This window comes from Sporosarcina sp. YIM B06819 (assembly GCF_033485175.1).
Lineage (GTDB): Bacteria > Bacillota > Bacilli > Bacillales_A > Planococcaceae > Sporosarcina.
The window spans coordinates 73,525-93,526 of the sequence record NZ_JAWLIQ010000006.1 but is presented as its reverse complement, the minus strand read 5'-3'; the positions used below and the strand labels follow the sequence as shown (position 1 = coordinate 93,526).

The 20,002-nt window shown below is 42.5% G+C and carries 21 protein-coding genes; 20 read left to right on the top strand and 1 reads right to left on the bottom strand.

The genetic code is table 11. From position 1 onward, the window contains the following. Positions 1 to 65 precede the first annotated feature (65 nt). The 18 genes from dnaJ (at position 66) to recO (ending at position 16,447) form a co-directional block, all read left to right on the top strand. Positions 66 to 1,187 (top strand): molecular chaperone DnaJ, encoded by a 1,122-nt coding sequence (gene dnaJ, locus R2B72_RS04450; RefSeq protein ID WP_318615085.1) that lies wholly within the window; start codon positions 66 to 68, stop codon positions 1,185 to 1,187. 15 nt (positions 1,188 to 1,202) lie between these two features. Then, entirely contained in the window at positions 1,203 to 2,147 is a 945-nt protein-coding gene (gene prmA, locus R2B72_RS04445) for a 50S ribosomal protein L11 methyltransferase (RefSeq protein ID WP_318615084.1), read from the top strand. A 3-nt stretch (positions 2,148 to 2,150) separates the two neighbouring features. Further along, positions 2,151 to 2,891: a 16S rRNA (uracil(1498)-N(3))-methyltransferase gene (locus tag R2B72_RS04440; protein WP_318615082.1), complete on the top strand. Its 741-nt coding sequence runs from the start codon at positions 2,151 to 2,153 to the stop codon at positions 2,889 to 2,891. Positions 2,892 to 3,171: 280 nt separating this feature from the next. Next, a complete protein-coding gene (gene mtaB / locus R2B72_RS04435; RefSeq protein ID WP_318615080.1) occupies positions 3,172 to 4,527 on the top strand; it encodes a tRNA (N(6)-L-threonylcarbamoyladenosine(37)-C(2))-methylthiotransferase MtaB in 1,356 nt (451 codons plus the stop codon). Between the two features lie 242 nt (positions 4,528 to 4,769). Further along, positions 4,770 to 5,441: a deoxyribose-phosphate aldolase gene (deoC, locus tag R2B72_RS04430; protein ID WP_318615078.1), complete on the top strand. Its 672-nt coding sequence runs from the start codon at positions 4,770 to 4,772 to the stop codon at positions 5,439 to 5,441. 102 nt (positions 5,442 to 5,543) lie between these two features. Beyond that, positions 5,544 to 5,717 (top strand): 30S ribosomal protein S21, encoded by a 174-nt coding sequence (gene rpsU, locus R2B72_RS04425; RefSeq protein WP_016426884.1) that lies wholly within the window; start codon positions 5,544 to 5,546, stop codon positions 5,715 to 5,717. Between the two features lie 179 nt (positions 5,718 to 5,896). Next, positions 5,897 to 7,234 (top strand): nodulation protein NfeD, encoded by a 1,338-nt coding sequence (locus R2B72_RS04420; RefSeq protein WP_318615076.1) that lies wholly within the window; start codon positions 5,897 to 5,899, stop codon positions 7,232 to 7,234. After that, positions 7,234 to 8,247 (top strand): flotillin-like protein FloA, encoded by a 1,014-nt coding sequence (floA, locus tag R2B72_RS04415; RefSeq protein WP_318615074.1) that lies wholly within the window; start codon positions 7,234 to 7,236, stop codon positions 8,245 to 8,247. Before R2B72_RS04420 ends, floA begins: the two co-directional genes overlap by 1 nt. 171 nt (positions 8,248 to 8,418) lie before the next feature. Next, positions 8,419 to 8,931, top strand: coding sequence for a hypothetical protein (locus R2B72_RS04410; RefSeq protein ID WP_318615072.1), 513 nt, complete (start codon positions 8,419 to 8,421; stop codon positions 8,929 to 8,931). Between the two features lie 48 nt (positions 8,932 to 8,979). Then, positions 8,980 to 9,237, top strand: a complete 258-nt coding sequence (locus R2B72_RS04405) for a hypothetical protein (RefSeq protein WP_318615071.1) — start codon at positions 8,980 to 8,982, stop codon at positions 9,235 to 9,237. Further along, entirely contained in the window at positions 9,230 to 10,312 is a 1,083-nt protein-coding gene (locus R2B72_RS04400) for a sporulation protein YqfD (RefSeq protein WP_318615070.1), read from the top strand. The genes R2B72_RS04405 and R2B72_RS04400 overlap by 8 nt, the downstream gene beginning before the upstream one ends. A 5-nt stretch (positions 10,313 to 10,317) precedes the next feature. Beyond that, a complete protein-coding gene (locus tag R2B72_RS04395) occupies positions 10,318 to 11,277 on the top strand; it encodes a PhoH family protein (protein WP_318615069.1) in 960 nt (319 codons plus the stop codon). Positions 11,278 to 11,339: 62 nt separating this feature from the next. Then, a complete protein-coding gene (locus R2B72_RS04390) occupies positions 11,340 to 13,466 on the top strand; it encodes an HDIG domain-containing metalloprotein (protein WP_318615068.1) in 2,127 nt (708 codons plus the stop codon). A 21-nt stretch (positions 13,467 to 13,487) separates the two neighbouring features. Beyond that, on the top strand, positions 13,488 to 13,958 hold the full coding sequence (gene ybeY, locus R2B72_RS04385; RefSeq protein WP_318615066.1) for an rRNA maturation RNase YbeY: 471 nt from the start codon (positions 13,488 to 13,490) through the stop codon (positions 13,956 to 13,958). 4 nt (positions 13,959 to 13,962) lie between these two features. Beyond that, the gene (locus R2B72_RS04380) at positions 13,963 to 14,313 is read left to right on the top strand and encodes a diacylglycerol kinase family protein (RefSeq protein ID WP_318615065.1); all 351 of its coding nucleotides are present in this window, start codon (positions 13,963 to 13,965) and stop codon (positions 14,311 to 14,313) included. Positions 14,314 to 14,325: 12 nt separating this feature from the next. Then, the gene (locus R2B72_RS04375; protein WP_318615064.1) at positions 14,326 to 14,736 is read left to right on the top strand and encodes a cytidine deaminase; all 411 of its coding nucleotides are present in this window, start codon (positions 14,326 to 14,328) and stop codon (positions 14,734 to 14,736) included. Beyond that, the gene (gene era, locus R2B72_RS04370) at positions 14,720 to 15,634 is read left to right on the top strand and encodes a GTPase Era (RefSeq protein ID WP_318615063.1); all 915 of its coding nucleotides are present in this window, start codon (positions 14,720 to 14,722) and stop codon (positions 15,632 to 15,634) included. The genes R2B72_RS04375 and era overlap by 17 nt, the downstream gene beginning before the upstream one ends. Positions 15,635 to 15,661: 27 nt before the next feature. Further along, on the top strand, positions 15,662 to 16,447 hold the full coding sequence (recO, locus tag R2B72_RS04365; RefSeq protein WP_318615062.1) for a DNA repair protein RecO: 786 nt from the start codon (positions 15,662 to 15,664) through the stop codon (positions 16,445 to 16,447). 40 nt (positions 16,448 to 16,487) lie between these two features. Here the strand turns inward: recO and R2B72_RS04360 are convergent, their stop codons facing one another. After that, a complete protein-coding gene (locus R2B72_RS04360; protein ID WP_318615061.1) occupies positions 16,488 to 17,870 on the bottom strand; it encodes a glycine--tRNA ligase in 1,383 nt (460 codons plus the stop codon). A 438-nt stretch (positions 17,871 to 18,308) separates the two neighbouring features. On the opposite strand from R2B72_RS04360, the gene R2B72_RS04355 reads away from it, so the two are divergent. After that, complete coding sequence (locus R2B72_RS04355; protein WP_318615059.1) at positions 18,309 to 18,947, top strand: helix-turn-helix transcriptional regulator; 639 nt, start codon at positions 18,309 to 18,311, stop codon at positions 18,945 to 18,947. An 11-nt stretch (positions 18,948 to 18,958) separates the two neighbouring features. Then, positions 18,959 to 19,774 (top strand): pyruvate, water dikinase regulatory protein, encoded by an 816-nt coding sequence (locus tag R2B72_RS04350; RefSeq protein ID WP_318615057.1) that lies wholly within the window; start codon positions 18,959 to 18,961, stop codon positions 19,772 to 19,774. Positions 19,775 to 20,002 lie beyond the last annotated feature (228 nt).

The following is a 20,002-nucleotide window of genomic DNA, read 5'->3' as shown; positions in this document are numbered from 1 at the left end:
GTTTTGATTGTCCGTGCGTAGTGGTATAGTAGAGGATAGGCAAAAGTATTTCGGGAGTGTGGAAAATGAGTAAACGAGATTATTATGACGTGCTAGGTATATCGAAATCGGCGTCAAAAGACGAAATTAGAAAAGCATACAGAGGGCTTTCCAAAAAGTATCACCCTGATTTAAACAAAGCAGCTGATGCGGAAGAGAAATTTAAAGAAGCAACAGAAGCTTTTGAAGTATTAAGTGATGACACGAAGAAAGCGAATTATGACCAATTTGGTCACGCTGATCCCAACCAAGGATTCGGTGGCTTCGGTGGCGGCGGTGCTGATGGCTTCGGCTTTGAAGACATATTCAGTACATTTTTCGGTGGTAATTCTCGTCGACGTGATCCCAATGCGCCTAGAAAAGGCGATGATTTGCAGTATTCTATGACGATTGATTTCATGGAGGCTGTTTTTGGGAAAGAAACGGAAATTGAAATACCGAAAGAAGAATCTTGTGATACTTGTGATGGATCTGGTGCTAAAAAAGGCACTTCGCCTAAAACATGTAACCACTGTGGTGGTTCTGGCCAAATTAGCGTCACGCAAAACACGCCACTCGGTCAGATGGTCAATCGTAGGGCATGTCCACATTGTCAGGGAACAGGTAAAATTATTCCGGAAAAATGTACAACATGTCATGGTGCGGGCAAAGTAACAAAAAGGAAAAAAATCAAAGTTACGATTCCAGAAGGTGTCGATGATGGCCAACAGCTACGTGTAACGGGGCAGGGTGAACCTGGTCATAAAGGCGGTCCGGCGGGTGATTTATACATCGTATTCCGTGTGAAGTCACATGAAAAATTCATCCGTGAAGATGACGATATTTACTTAGAACTAAGCTTATCTTATCCACAAGCTGCACTTGGTGATGAAATTGAAGTGCCAACTGTACAAGGCAATGTTAACTTGAAAATCCCAGCAGGTACACAAACAGGCACACGTTTCCGTTTGAAAGGCAAAGGTGTTAAAAACGTTCATGGCCGTGGTATCGGCGATCAGCATGTTGTTGTTAAAGTTGTAACACCGAAAAAAATGACAGAAAAACAAAAAGAATTGATGCGTGAATTTGCAGCGATTAGCGGCAATACACCAGAAGAGTATTCAAGTTCTTTGTTTGATAAAATCAAGCGCACAATCAAAGGCGACTGAAAGGGATGAAGTCATTTGAAATGGTCAGAAATTGCCATCCATACGACACACGAGGCAACTGAAGCAATAGCAAATATTTTGCACGAAGCAGGGGCTAGTGGCGTTGTGATTGAAGATTCGGTAGAGCCAGATAGAATTCATGAAGATCGTTACGGGGAAATTTATGCACTCGACAAAAATGATTTCCCTGTCGACGGTGTCATCGTGAAAGCCTATTTACCTGTCAATAGTTTTTTAATTGAAACGATGAAGGATATTAGCCAGGCGATTGAAGGTTTGAAAGAGTTTGGATTAGATATCGGGAAAAACGCTATTCAAACGAATGAAATTGATGAGGAAGATTGGGCAACTGCTTGGAAGCAATACTACCATCCTGTTAAAATTTCTGGCCGTTTTACGATTGTTCCTACATGGGAGGAATACGAGCCCGTTGAGTCTGATGAATTAATCATTGAGCTGGATCCAGGTATGGCATTTGGTACGGGAACTCATCCAACAACAGTGATGTGTTTACAAGCACTTGAAAAGTACGTCCAACCTGGTCATACCGTAGTTGATGTCGGTACAGGGTCAGGTGTATTGTCCATTGGCGCTGCATTACTAGGAGCATCTCATATTCATGCGTTGGACTTGGATGATGTGGCGGTTGTTGCTGCAAAAGAAAATATCGTGTTGAACAAAGTAGATAAAAAAATTACAGTGACACATGGTAATCTATTGGACTCAGTCAAAGAGCCGGCCGATATTATTGTTGCAAATATCCTTGCAGAAGTGATTATGACCTTTTCGCAAGATGCTTATGCCATTTTACCGCAAGATGGATTGTTCATCGTTTCGGGAATTATTGGGCAGAAGCGAGACCTTGTGAAGGATGATTTAATCGAAAAAGGATTTGACATCGTTGAATCTGTTTTAATGGAAGATTGGGTAGCTATTGTCGCTCAAAAAAGGGGCGTGTAAGGTTTGCAACGCTACTTTTTACAATCTGAATTTGATGATCAACAGCTCGCAAACATTACGGGCGAGGATGGTAAGCATATTGTCCGTGTCATGCGAATGACTGTGGGGGACAATGTGATTGCTGTATCGGGCGGAGAAGCATACGTTTCTACGATTACCGAACTTTTGGCGGATGGAGTTGTCGTCAAGCGCCAAGCAGATTCTTTGAAAATGAACGAAATGCCTGTCCGTGTAACGATTGTCTGTGGCTTGCCAAAAGGTGATAAGCTGGATTTGATTGTCCAAAAAGGGACTGAACTCGGCATGGCAGGTATACTGCCATTCGAAGCCGAGCGCTCGATAGTTAAATGGGACGCAAAAAAAGGCGACAAAAAAGTCGAGAGACTGCGTAAAATCGCAAAAGAAGCTGCGGAGCAATGTCATCGGACGATTATCCCAGAGGTAGCAACACCTTTCTCCTTTAAACAATTAATCGCCCAATCGACAAACTATGACGTTCTTCTTTTTGCAGATGAAGAAGATGCCAAAAGCGGGAATCCTAATCGGATGGCTGAGCGACTTAAAAATGTAAGGCCAGGTCAAACGGTTTTAACTGTTTTTGGACCAGAAGGCGGTTTATCAAGAAACGAAGCGGAGGCACTACGCTCCGCTGGCTTTTTGCCGATTGCATTAGGTCCGCGTATTTTAAGAACGGAAACAGCTCCGTTGTATCTATTGTCCGCAATGTCTTACGAATTTGAATAAATGAGCTTGGGCAAAAACCACTTAAAATGACCATTTTAAGTGGTTTTTGCGTTTTAATCTAGCAGGTCAGGGGATATTATCTGACGCTCTTTGTTCATGCACTTCAATTCTTCATTGGTCCTTATGATGCCATAAATTTCACCATTACCGCCACTCTAATCATGACGAGGCTAAAAAGATAGGCTCATCATGCTTATTTATGCTATCATAAAACACGTTGACATTTTATTTAACCAAAGTTAATTTTGATAATGATTGTAATGAAAGGATGAAATATTTTATGAGTAACGAGCGTTTAAAAACCGTTAGTTTCCATACCCTCGGCTGCAAAGTGAATCATTATGAAACTGAGGCGATTTGGCAACTTTTTAAAGATGCTGGTTATGATCGCGAAGATTTTGATAAGAATTCCGACGTCTATGTCATCAATACATGCACAGTCACCAATACGGGTGATAAAAAGAGTCGACAAGTAATACGTCGTGCGATTCGAACGAATCCAGATGCGGTTATTTGTGTAACGGGTTGTTATGCACAAACTTCTCCGGCAGAAATCATGGCAATCCCAGGCGTTGACATTGTTGTCGGTACACAGGATCGTCATAAGTTACTTGGTTTGATTGATGAATATCGAACAGAACGTCAACCGATCAATGCAGTTCGTAACATTATGAAAAACAGAGTCTACGAAGAGCTTGATGTACCTGCCTTTACAGACCGTACACGTGCGTCTCTTAAAATCCAAGAAGGTTGTAATAACTTCTGTACATTTTGCATCATTCCTTGGGCGCGTGGGTTAATGCGTTCGCGTGATCCACAAGAAGTGATTCGTCAAGCGCAACAGCTGGTGGACGCTGGCTATTTAGAGCTTGTATTGACAGGTATTCATACAGGTGGTTACGGGGAAGATTTGAAAGACTATAATCTTGCGCGTTTACTGCGTGATCTTGAATCGCAAGTAACGGGATTAAAGCGACTACGGATTAGTTCAATTGAAGCGAGTCAAATAACGGATGAAGTGATTGACGTCTTGAGAAATTCTAATATTGTTGTTCGCCATCTTCATATCCCGATTCAATCGGGGTCTAATACAGTATTGAAACGGATGCGTCGCAAGTATACGATGGAATTTTTTGCGGAGCGCTTAGACAGACTTCGTGAGGCATTGCCACATCTTGCTATCACTTCAGATGTCATTGTTGGTTTCCCTGGTGAGACAGAAGAGGAATTTATGGACACGTATAACTTCATCCGAGAACATCGTTTTTCCGAACTGCATGTTTTCCCATATTCAAAGCGGACGGGTACGCCTGCTGCAAGAATGGAAGACCAAGTGGATGAAGACGTAAAAAATGAACGCGTTCATCGCTTGATTGAACTGAACGATCAGCTTGCGAAAGAATACGCCTCCACTTTTGAAGATGAAGTGCTTGAAGTCATCCCAGAAGCAACTTATAAATTGGATCCGAATAGTGGCCTTTATGAAGGCTACACAGATAATTATTTGAAAGTGGTCTTCCCAGCCGATGAATCGATGGTTGGTAAAATTGTCCGGGTGAAAATTACAAAGCCTGGCTATCCCTACAATGAAGCTCAATTTGTTCGTGTTGTTGAAGACGAACAAGTCCATGCTTAATTTGCATCAGTAGAAGTCGCCCATTGCTATAAGTGACGGGATGAATGGTAGATATGCATTTAATTCAGTTGGGGTTCAAACCCCTGCTGAATCAAGTTAAAGTCTCCGACGGATGTCACAGATTTTGAAGATAATAAAAAAGTCATTCTCACCTTTAACGGTAGAATGGCTTTTTTCGTGCAGAAACAAACGATTGTTGATATGATGTAAAGAAGTACGGACATCTTAAAGGAGGAATTCATTTGAATACGAAGTTTGCAACTTATATCGATCATACATTACTGAAAGCTGACGCGAAGAAAGCTGAAATCATGGAGCTTTGTCAAGAAGCACGTCAATACGAATTTGCATCAGTTTGTGTCAATCCAACTTGGGTGACAACAGCAGCGGCTGCATTAGAAGGTTCACCAGTTAAAGTATGTACAGTGATTGGCTTCCCACTCGGGGCATCGACTTCTGAGGTGAAAGCATTTGAAACTGTCAATGCGATTGAAAACGGCGCAGGTGAAATCGATATGGTTATTAATATCGGGGCGCTTCGCGGTGGCGATGATGAATATGTCAAACAAGATATTGAAGCTGTCGTGAATGCTGCGAAAGGGAAAGCTATTGTCAAAGTCATTATCGAAACAGCTTTGCTATCTGATCATGAAAAAAGAAAAGCATGTGAACTATCAATCCTTGCAGGTGCTGATTTCGTGAAAACATCAACAGGCTTTTCAACTGGTGGTGCGACAGAAGAAGATATTAAATTAATGAGAGCAGTTGTTGGACCTGAAACGGGTGTTAAAGCATCAGGTGGCGTCCGCAGTTTTGAAGACATGAAAAAAATGATCGATGCAGGTGCTACACGAATTGGTGCCAGCTCGGGTGTTCAAATTATGCAGGGACTTGAATCTAAATCAGATTATTAATTTTTAATTTTATATTGACCAATTTTTAATTATGCGGTATAATTCTTGAGTACATGGCACTTGGTTATGTACAAAGTGTGTTTGGAGGGAGGGACAAGAGATATGTCGAAAACTGTTGTTCGTAAAAACGAATCGCTTGAAGATGCTCTTCGCCGCTTCAAACGTACTGTATCCAAAAGTGGAACAATACAAGAGGTAAGAAAGCGCGAGTTCTATGAGAAACCAAGCGTAAAACGTAAAAAGAAATCTGAAGCTGCAAGGAAACGTAAGTTCTAATTTCCTGTTGCCATGAATTCAATCTTGTAATGAATCTAAAATTTGGTAAACCGGAAAATCCTTAGTGATTTTCCGGTTTATTTGTTGTTACGACAAAATTTCTAAAACAAAAATGAAACTTCCAAGCTTTTCGCTCGTATATAGATATATAATAGATGATAGAGAGAGGTGAAACTACAATGCGTAAAATGATAGGAAGCGTGCTTCTGTTCATTTTAGTTATCTCGACGCTTGCATTTCCGCTCACCAACACGGGTGCGGCAACTCAAAAAGTCTATAAAGTTCCGATTGAAAATGAAGTTGAAAAGGGATTGTATGCATTTCTGCAACGCTCGTTTTCGGAGGCTGAACATGCAGGGGCAGATGCCATTATCTTGGAGATTAATACACCAGGAGGTTTTACAGATGCGGCTTGGAAAATTGCCAAGCTGATGGATGAGACAGACTTGCGTGTAATCGCTTATATCAATGACAAAGCCATATCAGCGGGTGCATTTATCGCACTCCATGCGGATGACATTTATATGTCGAGGAATGCCACAATGGGTGCCGCGCAAGTCATTGACTCAGCGGGCAATGCAGCATCAGATAAGGCACATACCTCATGGCGTGCAGACATGATAAGTGCTGCGGAGTCGTCGGACCATAAACGCGATCCGAAATATGCAGATGCTATGGCAGATAGTTCGGTTGATATTCCTGAATATCGTGCAGGTGTTGGACAATTGCTTACACTGACTGCTTCAGATGCATTAGAAGTCGGTTATAGTGAAGGAACAGTAGCTTCTTTCAAAGAGTTGCTTCAAGTGACCGGCTATGAAAATGCGGAAATCATTTCAACCAATGAAACCTTTGCGGAAAGTCTTGCGCGTATTATTACCCATCCAATCGTTGTACCAATCCTGTTATCAATCGCAGGACTTGGGCTTGTATTGGAATTGTATTCGCCAGGATTTGGTGTGCCAGGAACGATGGCTATTATCGCGTTCATCTTGTTTTTCTACGGGCATTTAGTAGCTGGGCTTGCGGGCTATGAAACAATTATTTTGTTTATCATAGGGGCTATTCTCGTCGGTGCGGAAATATTCTTGCCGCATGGCATAGCAGGAGCCATTGGTTCGCTCGCGATTATTGGTAGTATCATTATGGCGGGCGGCAATCCGATGTATATGGCGATTTCTGTCCTTATCGCGATTGCTATTGCTGTCACAGGGATGGTGATTATTATGAAGTTTTTTGGTAAAAAATTGCATTTGCTCAACAAAGTTGTCTTGATGGATTCGACAGATACAGAATTAGGGTATGTGTCAAATGTCAACAGAGTAGAATTACTCGGACGCATTGCTAAAACGTCCACACCGCTTCGACCAGCCGGCACTATTGAGCTGGATGGAGAAAGAATCGATGTTGTTTCTGAAGGAAGCTACATCGAAAGAGGAAAAAGTGTTAGTATTGTTAAGGTTGAAGGTTCCCGGATTGTAGTCAGGGAATCAGTAGAGAAAGGGGAGAATGAATAATGTCAGCACTCGCAGGTTCAGCAGGAGTAATAGGAATCGTTGCAATCGTCGTTATTGCAATAATCATCTTATCTGTATTTTTCACACTAGTCCCTGTCACGCTATGGATTTCTGCCATGGCAGCAGGTGTACGCGTAAGTATTTTTACACTAATTGGGATGCGTCTTCGTCGGGTAATTCCGAGTCGTATTGTTAACCCGCTTATTAAAGCGCATAAGGCAGGACTCGATGTATCGATTAATCAGCTTGAAAGTCACTATCTTGCAGGAGGGAACGTTGACCGCGTTGTCAACGCTCTAATCGCTGCACATCGTGCCAATATCGAATTAACTTTTGAACGTTGTGCTGCTATTGACCTAGCAGGTCGTGACGTACTAGAAGCTGTTCAAATGTCCGTAAACCCGAAAGTAATCGAAACACCATTTATCGCAGGTGTGGCAATGAACGGGATCGAAGTAAAAGCAAAAGCGCGTATTACAGTACGTGCTAACATCGACCGCCTTGTTGGGGGTGCTGGAGAAGAAACAATCGTTGCCCGTGTTGGTGAAGGGATTATCTCCACAATCGGTTCATCGATTGACCATGCAAAAGTATTGGAAAATCCAGATATGATTTCTCAAACTGTTTTGGCAAAAGGTCTTGACTCTGGAACGGCATTCGAAATTCTATCCATTGATATCGCGGATGTTGATATCGGTAAAAATATCGGTGCAGAACTTCAAACTGAACAAGCAATGGCTGATAAAAACATTGCGCAGGCAAAAGCGGAAGAACGTCGTGCGATGGCCGTTGCCAATGAGCAGGAAATGAAAGCGAAAGTAGAAGAAATGCGTGCGAAAGTTGTTCTTGCTGAAGCGGAAGTACCACTTGCCATGGCAGAAGCACTCCGCACAGGTAATATCGGCGTTATGGATTATATGAACTATAAAAATATTCAAGCCGATACAGGGATGCGTGATTCCATCAGTGGCTTTGGTGGCAATAATAGCGACCCAGAAATTAAAAAGAACTAATTTATCCATGTTCAGCAGGTGGTCAAACTCCCGCTGAACAAGGATAAATGCCTCCGGCGGATGTCACGGATTTTTTAGGGTTGCTTTTCGAGCGAGCTCGAAAAAAATCCGGACACAATTACGCCAAGGCGTAATTGATAATGAGCCATTTCCTGGAAGGGGGATGCACGAATGGAATCGATAATTATTATTGTCATTATGGCGATTGTCTCATCTCTTTTTAAAAAAGGAAAAGAGAACCCGGCAAAAGGCCAGTCAAAGCCGTTTACAGCAACCGGGAATAATCCAGACAGTCCGCAAAGTAAATTAAAAGAAATGTCGAAAGACTTGTATCGCGAGTTGCAGAAGGAAATGCAACGTACGGATGTCGAACCACCTAGTCGGCAATTGCAACAGCCGCCGGTGTCCCGGCCAGTCGTTGTAGCGCCTATGCCGGCTCCAGTTGTATCTGCGCCAACCATACCTGCACGTTCCACTGCACCACGTGCAGGAGTTGAGCGAAAAGAACGTTCTGACAGCTCAAGGGATCGCGGAAGACATAGCGGACGTCTTTCTGCGCATGGCGCTCAATATCAAATGGCGTCTACTGTGGAAGCTCGTGATTTACTGCCTAAGAATGAGCAGGATCTTATTAAGGGAATTATATTCTCTGAAATTTTTGGTCCACCAAAATCAAAACGATAATCATTGACCCCCAGTTCATTTCATACGATATGGATAGGGGGTTTTATTTTGAGAAAATTATTTAATACAGGTTCATCGGTAACAATTGAAGAGTTTTCTTCATTACGCATCAATGGTCCATACACATTGCTCAAGCTTGGCCCCGATTTTGCAATGCTCAAGAGCGGTGATTACATGATTGAGGCGTCAGGCGAGGATTTGATTGTCGAGACATTGTCCGAGGAAATGGCGGTATTTTCTTTCACTACCATCACAGCAATGCGAGTGACAACAGAACAAGACAATGGGGGAACGCGTGGTGCATAAGCGTTATGATATCAAGGTTTCAGGTGATGGTGACCTTGCTGGATTCCTCACAAAGCTTGTTGCATTAAAGGTGAAGGTTTTATCATTATCAGTTGTAGACGGTGTGGCTCGCTTTCGAACAGATCGTCACGGATTGAAGGTTATTCGAAGCAATCGAAGGCGCTATCGATTAAAGGTCAACATGTCGGTTGCAGGGATTGAATCAGGCGCAAAAGGGATTTTCACTTCTAATTTTTTCGTGATTGCCTGTATCATTCCATTTGTCGCTTCCTTATTTTTGTGGACTGTGGAGGTCGAATCGGATAGACCTGAAGTTGTAGAAAGGATTGATGGGAAACTTGAAAAAGCCTCCATTGTTCCGTTAAGGCCACTTGCCCTAATCCCGGATGAAGGTGAAATTCGCCGGGCACTTATGCTCGACGACCCCGCGTTGTCATGGGTTCGATTTAGCCGAGTTGGAACGACACTTACCGTTATTCCAATGTTATCGCCTCTTGCAACGCAAGAAGAGGAAGTGGCAGGACCTCCATCCGACTTGATTGCACGTACAGGAGGCGTTATTACCCACTTTGAATTAAAAAAGGGGGAGCGGGTCAGCCACGTACATCAGACCGTTAAAAAGGGGGACGTGCTTGCGACGGGGGTCCTAGTACAAGGCGATAAAACAACAGTTGTCGGTGCGGATGGAGCGGTTTATGCAGATTATTGGGTCGAATATTCCTTTAGTCTGCCTAAAGTCATTGGTTATCGTTTGCAAGGGGAGGAAACGGTGGAGTTTTCCTTCAATCTTCCTTGGCAGTCCCAAGAGGAAAAGTGGACACCAAAATCTTTTATCCAGACGGAGCGTCATGTACAAGAAGAGACTGGGCAGTTAGAATTAATGGAAGGAATGGAGGAAACTGTTCTCATTCCGCTGTTAAAAAACAAGTTATTGTCGGAATCTTTATCAAAAGCGATTATTCAAGACGAGAAAGTTTTGCACGTGTCATTCGATAATGATAAAGTTAATGGGACCATATTATTTCTTATCAATGACAATATCGCAGTAAAAAGACCGATTTCCCAAGGAGAATGAGACGAATGGACGAACAATTGATTCAACTTCATGTCGAGGACCCGAATGAAGCGGTTATGCTACTCGGGATTTCCGACCAGAATATGAAATTAATCGAAGAAGCGTTACAGGTGTCAATTTTAACAAGAGGCGAGACGATTGCGCTCAGTGGAGAGGAAGAAAATAAGAACTCGGCTAGAGCACTTTTGGAACAGCTTTTAAAAGTAATTCGTAAAGGTGTTAATATTAATCAACGTGACGTTTCGACAGCTATCGAAATGGTGAAAAGTGGAACAATCGAATACTTTGCAGAATTGTATGACGAAGAAATAGCAAGAAATAGTAAAGGCAAAGCGATTCGTGCGAAAACGATTGGGCAACGAGAGTACGTCCATGCCATTCGCACGCGAGATCTTGTGTTTTGCATTGGACCTGCTGGGACAGGGAAGACATATTTGGCAGTAGTACTGGCCATTCAAGCGATGAAATCGGGTTCAGCTAAACGAATTATTTTAACACGTCCCGCTGTTGAAGCTGGAGAGAGCTTAGGCTTCCTTCCGGGCGACTTGAAGGAGAAAGTTGACCCATACCTGCGCCCGCTTTACGACGCGTTACACGACGTGCTGGGGACGGAACAGACGGATCGACTCATTGAACGAGGCGTGATTGAAATTGCCCCGCTCGCTTATATGAGGGGCCGAACGCTCGACGATGCATTTGTCATATTGGATGAAGCGCAGAACACAACGAAAGCGCAGATGAAAATGTTTTTGACACGTCTAGGATTTGGTTCGAAAATGGTTATCACAGGTGATAAAACCCAAATTGATTTGCCAAAAGGTATCGAGTCCGGTTTAATTGTAACGGAAAAAATTCTGGGAAAAGTTGGTGATATCAGTTTTCAATACCTGGAACAAGGCGATGTTGTCCGTCACCCGCTTGTCGCAAAAATAATTGAAGCTTATGAAGAAGAGCAGTCATCTTAACTTGACTGCTTTTTTTACAAATGCATCGACTACCAACTAGAGAGAGAAATGGGGGATATTTAATGTTGCAGCCAATTAGGAAGTTTTTACTCTCACTGAAATTTAATTATCTAGCCATCTTCCTTATCGGATTGTCTGGAATACTCCTGTTTTCTATTATGTATGGAAGTGTGAAGAAAGAAACGTATGAGTTGGAGTCGTTACAAATTTCACCCGATACAATCCGATCTATCAAAACAGTTGAGGACACGGTGAAAACGGATCAGGATAGAGAGCGGGCTGCACGTGAAGTGACGCCCGTCTACCAATTATCGAAGGATGTCGCAACGAATCGGCAAGCAATTGCCTCGTCCATTTTCGATATTCTCATCGATGTCAAACAGATGGGAGAGCCAGTGCAGTTTGGTAGCGACGACTCTATTTTTGATAATAAAAAACAAATTGCTGAAGTGCGTAAAAAGCTAGGTAATCTGGAAAAGGAAGAACCAGGTCTACGATTAAGCGATGATGCTATTTCTGCCTTATTAGCACAAAAGACTGATGTGTTAGAGGACATCCAAAACGTCTTGGCAACCATTATAGGTGAAGAATTATCGAAGCCGATCCGCAAGGCAGATCTCTCGGCGATTCGCTATGAAGTAGAGCAGAAAATTCGACTTGCAGATGCGATTCCATCGTCTGTTCAGCCAATCATTTTAACACTTGGACGATTATTGGTTGTCGAAACAGAAACGATAAATGTGGAAGCGACTGAGGCTGGAATTGAGCAAGCAAGAGCTGCAGTTGAGCCTACGCGGATTTTACAAGGACAAGTTATTGTTCGGGAAGGGCAAATGATTGACAAGGAAATTTATCGACAACTGGAACTGACAGGGTTATTAACCAATCAGTCATCGGTTAAGCCATTTGCAGGTCTTGCGCTCTTTGTATTGATCATTACAGCAATCATTTTTATGCATTTCAACACTTGGCAAGAACATAGTTCTGTAAAGAAAAAAGCCTTAGTCATCGTTCTGTCTGTTTTTTTCCTACTTGTCATTTTAATGAAATTGATTGCATTGATTGATAAAGACTTTGATGTATTATTGGCATTCCTGTTCCCCACAGCGCTTGCACCGATGCTAGTGAAATTGTTGACAAACGAACGCCTTGCCATCATGATGACGATCATTACTGCTGCTACTGCGGGTGTTATGTTACAGGAAGGATTTGCTGCTATCATTCAAATGGAAGTGGCACTGTACATACTGTTTGGAGGCGTTGTGAGCCTTTATTTGCTAGGTAATGGAGGGAGACGTTCAACTATCTTGCGGACTAGTGCAGGTGTTGCGACGTCCAATATGCTATTCATTGCTTTTTACTTATTGATGACTCAATCTGCTTATAATTTGTCTGAACTTGGCTTTTATCTAATCGCTGCGATTGCATCTGGAATTCTATCGGGCGCCTTGACGATTGGTTTGATGCCATTTTTCGAATCAGCTTTCGGATTATTGTCGGACATGAAACTGATTGAATTATCGAACCCGAACCATCCGCTTTTGAAAAAAGTGTTAATTGAAACACCGGGGACCTATCATCATAGCATAATGGTTGCCAATCTTTCTGACGCAGCTTGCGAAGCGATTGGCGCAAATGGCTTACTCGCTAGGGTTGGTAGTTATTACCATGATATCGGGAAGACAATTAGACCTGGATTTTTTATTGAGAATCAGCATGCTGGACAAAATCCACATGATGCATTGCCACCGGAAAAAAGCCGTGATATTATTATTGCCCATGCTGAAGAGGGCGCAAAGCTGCTTGAGAAGTATAAAATGCCGCAAGAAATCATCGATATTGCACGTCAACACCACGGCACGAGTACATTGAAGTATTTTTTCGTAAAAGCAAAAGAATCTGGCAAGGATGTCGTGGAAGAAGCGTTTCGTTACCCAGGCCCAAAGCCGCAAACAAAAGAAATTGCGATTATTTCGATTGCAGATAGTGTGGAGGCTGCGGTTCGTTCCATGAAAGAACCTACCCCGCAAAAAATTGCTGGACTTGTACGGGCGATTGTCAATGATCGATTGAATGATGGTCAGTTCGATGAATGCGATTTATCTATGAAAGAATTGAAGAAAGCGGAGAAGGTCATCTGCGAAACATTAAATGGTACATTCCATAATCGGATTGAATACCCGGATTAAGTACGAAAGGAGAATAGATACATGCTAGACATTTATTTTGATGACGAAACAGCTACGATTGATACCGAGGTTGAAGAAATGATTCGCAAATTATTAAATCATGCGGCGCAAGAAGAAGCATTGTCGGGTGAACTGGAAGTATCGGTGACATTTATGACGGACGAGGCGATTCAACAAGTGAATGCGGAGTATCGTGGCAAGGACGTGCCGACGGATGTTATTTCGTTTGCACTGGAAGAAATGACGGAAGGTGAAGTGGCAATTGTTGTAGAAGAGGGCATGCCAACTGTTTTAGGTGATATCATTATTTCAGTGGAAACGACGAGCAGACAAGCAGAGGAATACGGGCATGATTTTAATCGTGAAATCGGCTTCCTTGCGCTTCATGGCTTCCTCCACTTGCTAGGATATGATCACATGACCGAGGAAGATGAAACAGTGATGTTCAAAAGGCAAAAGGATATTCTTGCAACATTCGGGCTCGAGAGGTGAAGCCATGCGTAAGTTCTTCAAGGCATTTAATTACGCATGGAGTGGCATTCTTTATGGCGTAAAGGCTGAGCGCAATGTGAAATTCCATCTACTGGCTACCGTTGTTGTTATGCTAGCAGGTCTAATTACTGGCTTGTCAGTGCTGGAATGGTGTATCGTTCTACTGTTAATCGGTGGGATGCTAGCCCTTGAAATGATGAATGCAGCTATTGAACGCGTAGTGGACCTTGTCACAACAGAAAGTCACCCACTTGCCAAGTATGCGAAGGATCTGGCTGCAGGTGCTGTGCTGATTTATGCAATGATAAGTGCGGTGATTGGGTGGTTGATTTTTGTACCGAAATGGTTTAATTAGGAGAGTGTAAGTATGGAGATAGAAAAATTAATAGCTGAATCAAAAAAAGCACGGGATAAAGCGTATGTCCCGTATTCTAAATTCCCAGTCGGGGCGGCATTAGTTGCTGAAGACGGGACTGTCTATCATGGATGTAATATTGAAAACTCATCGTATAGCATGACGAATTGTGCGGAACGTACGGCGTTTTTTAAAGCCGTTTCGGAAGGTGTTAACACATTCAAGGCATTGGCGGTTGTTGGTGATACAGAAGGCCCGATATCCCCGTGTGGTGCATGTCGACAAGTCATAGCGGAATTTTGTGAGGGCTCTATGCCCGTCTATTTAACAAATTTAAAAGGGGACGTCCTAGAAACAACGGTTGCAGAATTGTTGCCCGGCGCGTTTTCCAAGGAGGATCTTTCTTATGCAGCAAAACAATAAATCATTCAAGTCTGGCTTTATTTCTATTATTGGTCGCCCAAATGTGGGGAAATCGACATTTTTGAACCGTGCTGTTGGACAAAAAATTGCCATTATGAGTGACAAGCCACAGACTACGCGTAACAAAGTACAAGGCGTTGTCACGACAGATGACTCACAATTTATCTTTATCGATACGCCAGGCATCCATAAGCCAAAGCATAAACTAGGCGATTTCATGGTGAAAACGGCACGCAATACGTTGAAGGAAGTCGACGTTATTATGTTCATGGTCAATGCAGACGAAGCGATTGGCCGTGGAGACCGTTTTATTATCGAAATGCTTGAACATACACAGACACCTGTCTTTTTGATCATCAATAAAATCGATTTGGTTCACCCAGACGAACTGTTGAAAATTATTACTTCCTATACATCAGAATACAATTTTGCAGAGATCGTCCCAATTTCTGCAATGAATGGTAATAACATAGAACGTTTAAATGAGACGTTGACGAAGTATTTGCCGGAAGGGCCAAAATATTATCCGGACGATCAGGTAACAGATCACCCAGAGCGTTTCATCATTTCTGAATTGATTCGTGAAAAGGTGTTGCATTTGACACGGGAAGAAATTCCTCATTCGATTGCGGTTGTTATTGAGAAAATTGAGCGTGAAGAAGCGCGCGAAATGGTTAATGTCATGGCAACGATTGTGGTGGACCGTGATTCTCAAAAAGGCATCGTGATTGGGAAAAAAGGTGCTTTGCTAAAAGAAATCGGAACGAAAGCGCGATATGATATTGAGATGTTGCTTGGTTCAAAAGTATTTTTGGAGTTATGGGTGAAAGTGCAGAAAGACTGGCGCAATAAGCCTGGCCAATTGAAGGAATTTGGTTTTAGAGAAGACGAATATTAATAACAAGACGAAGTTGGTGTGATGACCTTGCTGAATAAATGGGAAGGTATCATTTTAAGAAGTATGCCATATGGCGAGTCGAACAAAATTGTGACGCTTTACACAAGAGAAGCCGGTAAGCTGACGGCGATGGCTAGAGGTGCTAAAAAACCAACCAGTCGACTCGCCGCTATTACACAGCCATTTACGCATGGTTCATTTCTCATCCGAAAAGGAAGGGGAATGGGGACGCTTGAACAAGGCGAGCCAATCGACTCGATGCGTCATATTCGTGAAGATCTTGAAGCGACGGCTTATGCGAGTTATGTTGTTGAGTTAATTGACCGTTTGACGGAAGACGGAGAGCGCTCTGAGGGGATTTACGGACTATTGCACGAGGCGCTTCATGCCATCAATGAACAATATGATCCTGAAGCAATTGCTTTGTTTGTGGAGTGGAAAATGCTGCCGGTAGCGGGGATTCACCCCGTTTTGCATCAGTGCGCGAATTGCGGGGCAACGGAAGGGGAATTTGCATTTTCTTTTAAGGAAATCGGTTTTCTCTGCCATCGCTGTTTCCATACCGATCGCTATATCATTCGAATTTCACCTACTCAATTGAAGCTTATTCGGACATTTTACACAGTTCCGATTAACAGGGTCGGCAACTTGACCTTGAAAAAAACGACGAAGCAATTTATGAAAAAACTCGTGCGCACGATTTATGATGAACAGGTTGGTATTCGCTTGAAATCGAGGTCTTTCCTCGATCAACTTGAATCCACACCTGAATTGCTGCCACGACAAGAAAAACCGGAAGAACAAGGGGAGTAGTGCCCTTGTTTCTCCGGTTTTTCAAAAATTATTTTTTAACTTAAAACTCAAGATGTTTTGCAATATATTCTTTTACATCTGCAATTGGCATACGGACTTGTTCCATTGAATCGCGGTGACGTACTGTTACTTGGCGATCTTCTTCAGAATCGAAGTCATACGTGATACAGAAAGGTGTACCAATTTCGTCTTGACGGCGGTAGCGTCTGCCAATAGATTGAGAATCATCGTATTGAACATTGAAATGCTTCGCCAACTGTGCGTAAACGTCACCAGCGCTATCTGCCAACTTTTTCGATAAAGGAAGAACCGCAGCTTTTACAGGCGCAAGGGCAGGGTGGAAGCGAAGAACTGTACGTTTGTCGTCATTTTCCAATTCTTCTTCATCATAAGCGTCGCATAGGAACGCAAGTGTTACGCGGTCTGCTCCAAGAGATGGCTCGATGCAATATGGTACGAATTTTTCATTCGTGATAGGGTCTTGGTAGTGGAAATCCTCACCTGAATGCTCCATATGGCGATTCAAGTCGAAGTCTGTACGGTTCGCAATACCCCATAGTTCGCCCCAGCCAAATGGGAATTTGTATTCAATGTCGACAGTCCCTTTTGAGTAATGGGAAAGTTCATCTTCATTATGCTCACGTAAACGCATAGCATCCTCAGACATCCCAAGGTTTAACAAGAAGTTCTTAGAATAATCGCGCCAGAACTCATACCATTTCATATCTTCGCCAGGCTTACAGAAGAATTCAAGCTCCATTTGTTCAAACTCGCGTGTACGGAATGTGAAGTTACCTGGTGTAATTTCGTTACGGAAACTTTTACCGATTTGTGCAATCCCGAAAGGCATTTTCTTGCGCATTGAACGCTGAACATTTTTAAAGTTAACGAAAATCCCTTGTGCTGTTTCAGGACGTAGGAAAATTTCGTTTGCTGATGAATCCGTCACACCTTGTGACGTTTTAAACATCAAGTTGAACTGACGAATTTCCGTGTAGTCCATCGCTCCACATGTAGGGCACACAACATCATGGTCTTGAACAAGCTCAGCCATCTTATCGAAAGAAAGACCGTCAACAACCAGTTCAATACCTTTTGCATCAAGTGCATCTTCAATCAATTTGTCTGCACGGTGACGTGTTTTACATTTTTTACAGTCAATCATCGGATCATTGAAATTTCCAATATGGCCTGAAGCTTCCCATACTTTCGGGTTCATTAAAATTGCTGCGTCAAGTCCGACGTTATACGGTGACTCTTGAACAAATTTCTGCCACCAAGCTTTTTTTACGTTGTTTTTCAATTCGATCCCAAGTGGACCGTAATCCCACGTATTCGCCAAACCTCCGTAAATCTCAGAGCCTGGGAACACAAATCCACGCTGTTTTGCCAAATTAACTACTTTTTCCATCGAAATTGTCATAGTAAATCCCTCCAATTATTAATCAAATACGCCTTGGCGGATTTGTGTCCAGATTTTGAATTGAGCTTGCTCAATTAATACCCCTCAAAATCTGTGACATCCGCCGAAGGCTTTATTTTGGTTCAGCAGGGGGCTTATGCTGCACCAAAATAAAAAGCACCCATCCCTGGACATAATGTCCAGGGACGAGTGCATGATTACCCGCGGTTCCACCCTGTTTGACCTTTGATAAGGTCCACTTCATAGTGCAATGGCTCGAGGATGCCGTTTCATGTCAGTACGGGCTTTCACTGTCCCCGTTCGCTTCAATTGACACTACTTATCGTCCTGTCTCCGCCTATTCAATTCTTTTTTAGTGTAGCACGGTTCCGCTTTCTTCGCAATAGTGCACGTCTTCGTATATAATAATCGAGGATAAAGAATTGAACGATTAGGGCGGTGACACATATGGAACTGAATAAGCGCCAGACGGAGATTCTTGCAATCGTCAAAGCGGATGGACCCATAACTGGCGAACAAATTGCAGAACGACTTACGTTGGCAAGGGCTACAATCCGCCCAGATTTAGCAATCTTAACAATGGCAGGCTATTTGGATGCTAGACCTCGTGTCGGCTATTTCTATTCAGGAAAGAAACCTGTCCAATCGGTTGCTGATAGTATGGTAGGTATGAAAGTGCGTGATTTCCAATCCATCCCGATTGTGGTTTCAGAAAACACTTCAGTCTATGATGCGATTTGTCATATGTTTTTAGAAGACGTTGGAACACTTTTTGTTGTGAGCGGAACTTCTCTACTGACTGGAGTTCTTTCCAGAAAAGATTTGTTGCGAACGAGCCTTGGTAATAATGATTTGGATAAAATTCCAGTTCACGTCATTATGACACGCATGCCGAATATTACGTATTGCAATAAGCAGGATACGCTACTACATGTGGCGAAGAAAATGATAGACAAGCAAATTGATTCTTTACCCGTTGTCGATGACAAAGGAGAAGGACTTGAAGTAGTCGGTAGAATTACGAAAACGAATATTACCGCAGCTTTCCTGTCACTTTCGGATGACCATGAATTATGAGGGGGATACAAGTGGGAAAGTTAACATTATTCATCGTCTCTGACTCTGTTGGTGAAACAGCTGATTTAGTTGCTAAAGCAGCTGCCAGTCAATTCAGACAAGGTCTTGAAGCCGTTTCGATGAAAAGATTTTCACATATCGAAGATGAATCACAGCTCAATGAAATTGCTTTTTTAGCGAAAAGTCAAGATGCTATCATTATCTATACACTTGTGAAAAATGGAATGCGTCTAAAAATACAAGAGCATTGCCTATCCTATGGTGTGCAATGCATTGATTTGCTAGGACCAGTTGTTGATAAAATCGGTGCAGAGCTAGGTGAAAAACCACTTGAAGAGCCGGGACTTGTTCGACAACTAGATGATGATTATTTCAAGAAAATCGAAGCGATTGAGTTTGCTGTCAAATACGATGATGGACGAGATCCACGTGGGATTTTGAAAGCGGATATCGTGTTGGTTGGTGTTTCAAGAACATCGAAAACACCATTATCACAATACTTAGCACATAAACGTTATAAAGTAGCGAATGTTCCACTTGTGCCTGAAGTGGATCCGCCGGAAGAATTATTTATGATTAAACCCGAGAAATGCTTCGGCCTTGTTATTTCTTCCGAAAAACTAAACTCTATCCGTAAAGAGAGACTTATAGCACTCGGTTTAAAAGATGATGCCAGTTATGCTAGAATCGAGCGAATTGACAATGAAATTATTCATTTTAACAAAATTGTCTCGAAAATTGGTTGCAAAGTCATCGATGTGACAAACCGGGCTGTCGAAGAAACGGCAAACGTTATCCTTAGTGAAATTGCAAATTATAATCGGTAAGCGATTGAATCTCAGCAGTAGCAATAAGAAGGACCGCCCACTCCCGTGGGAAGGTTCTTCTTTTACGGATACTGATAATCATTTTAGGGAATAACATTAATTTAGAGCAAAAGCCTTTGTATTAGTGTAAAATAATAGTTTCGGAGTATAATCGAAAATATTTTGTCGAATACAAAGGATTTTTGAAGAATTTCTCGAAATAAGTAATTAGATAGAGTGGAAAATGGT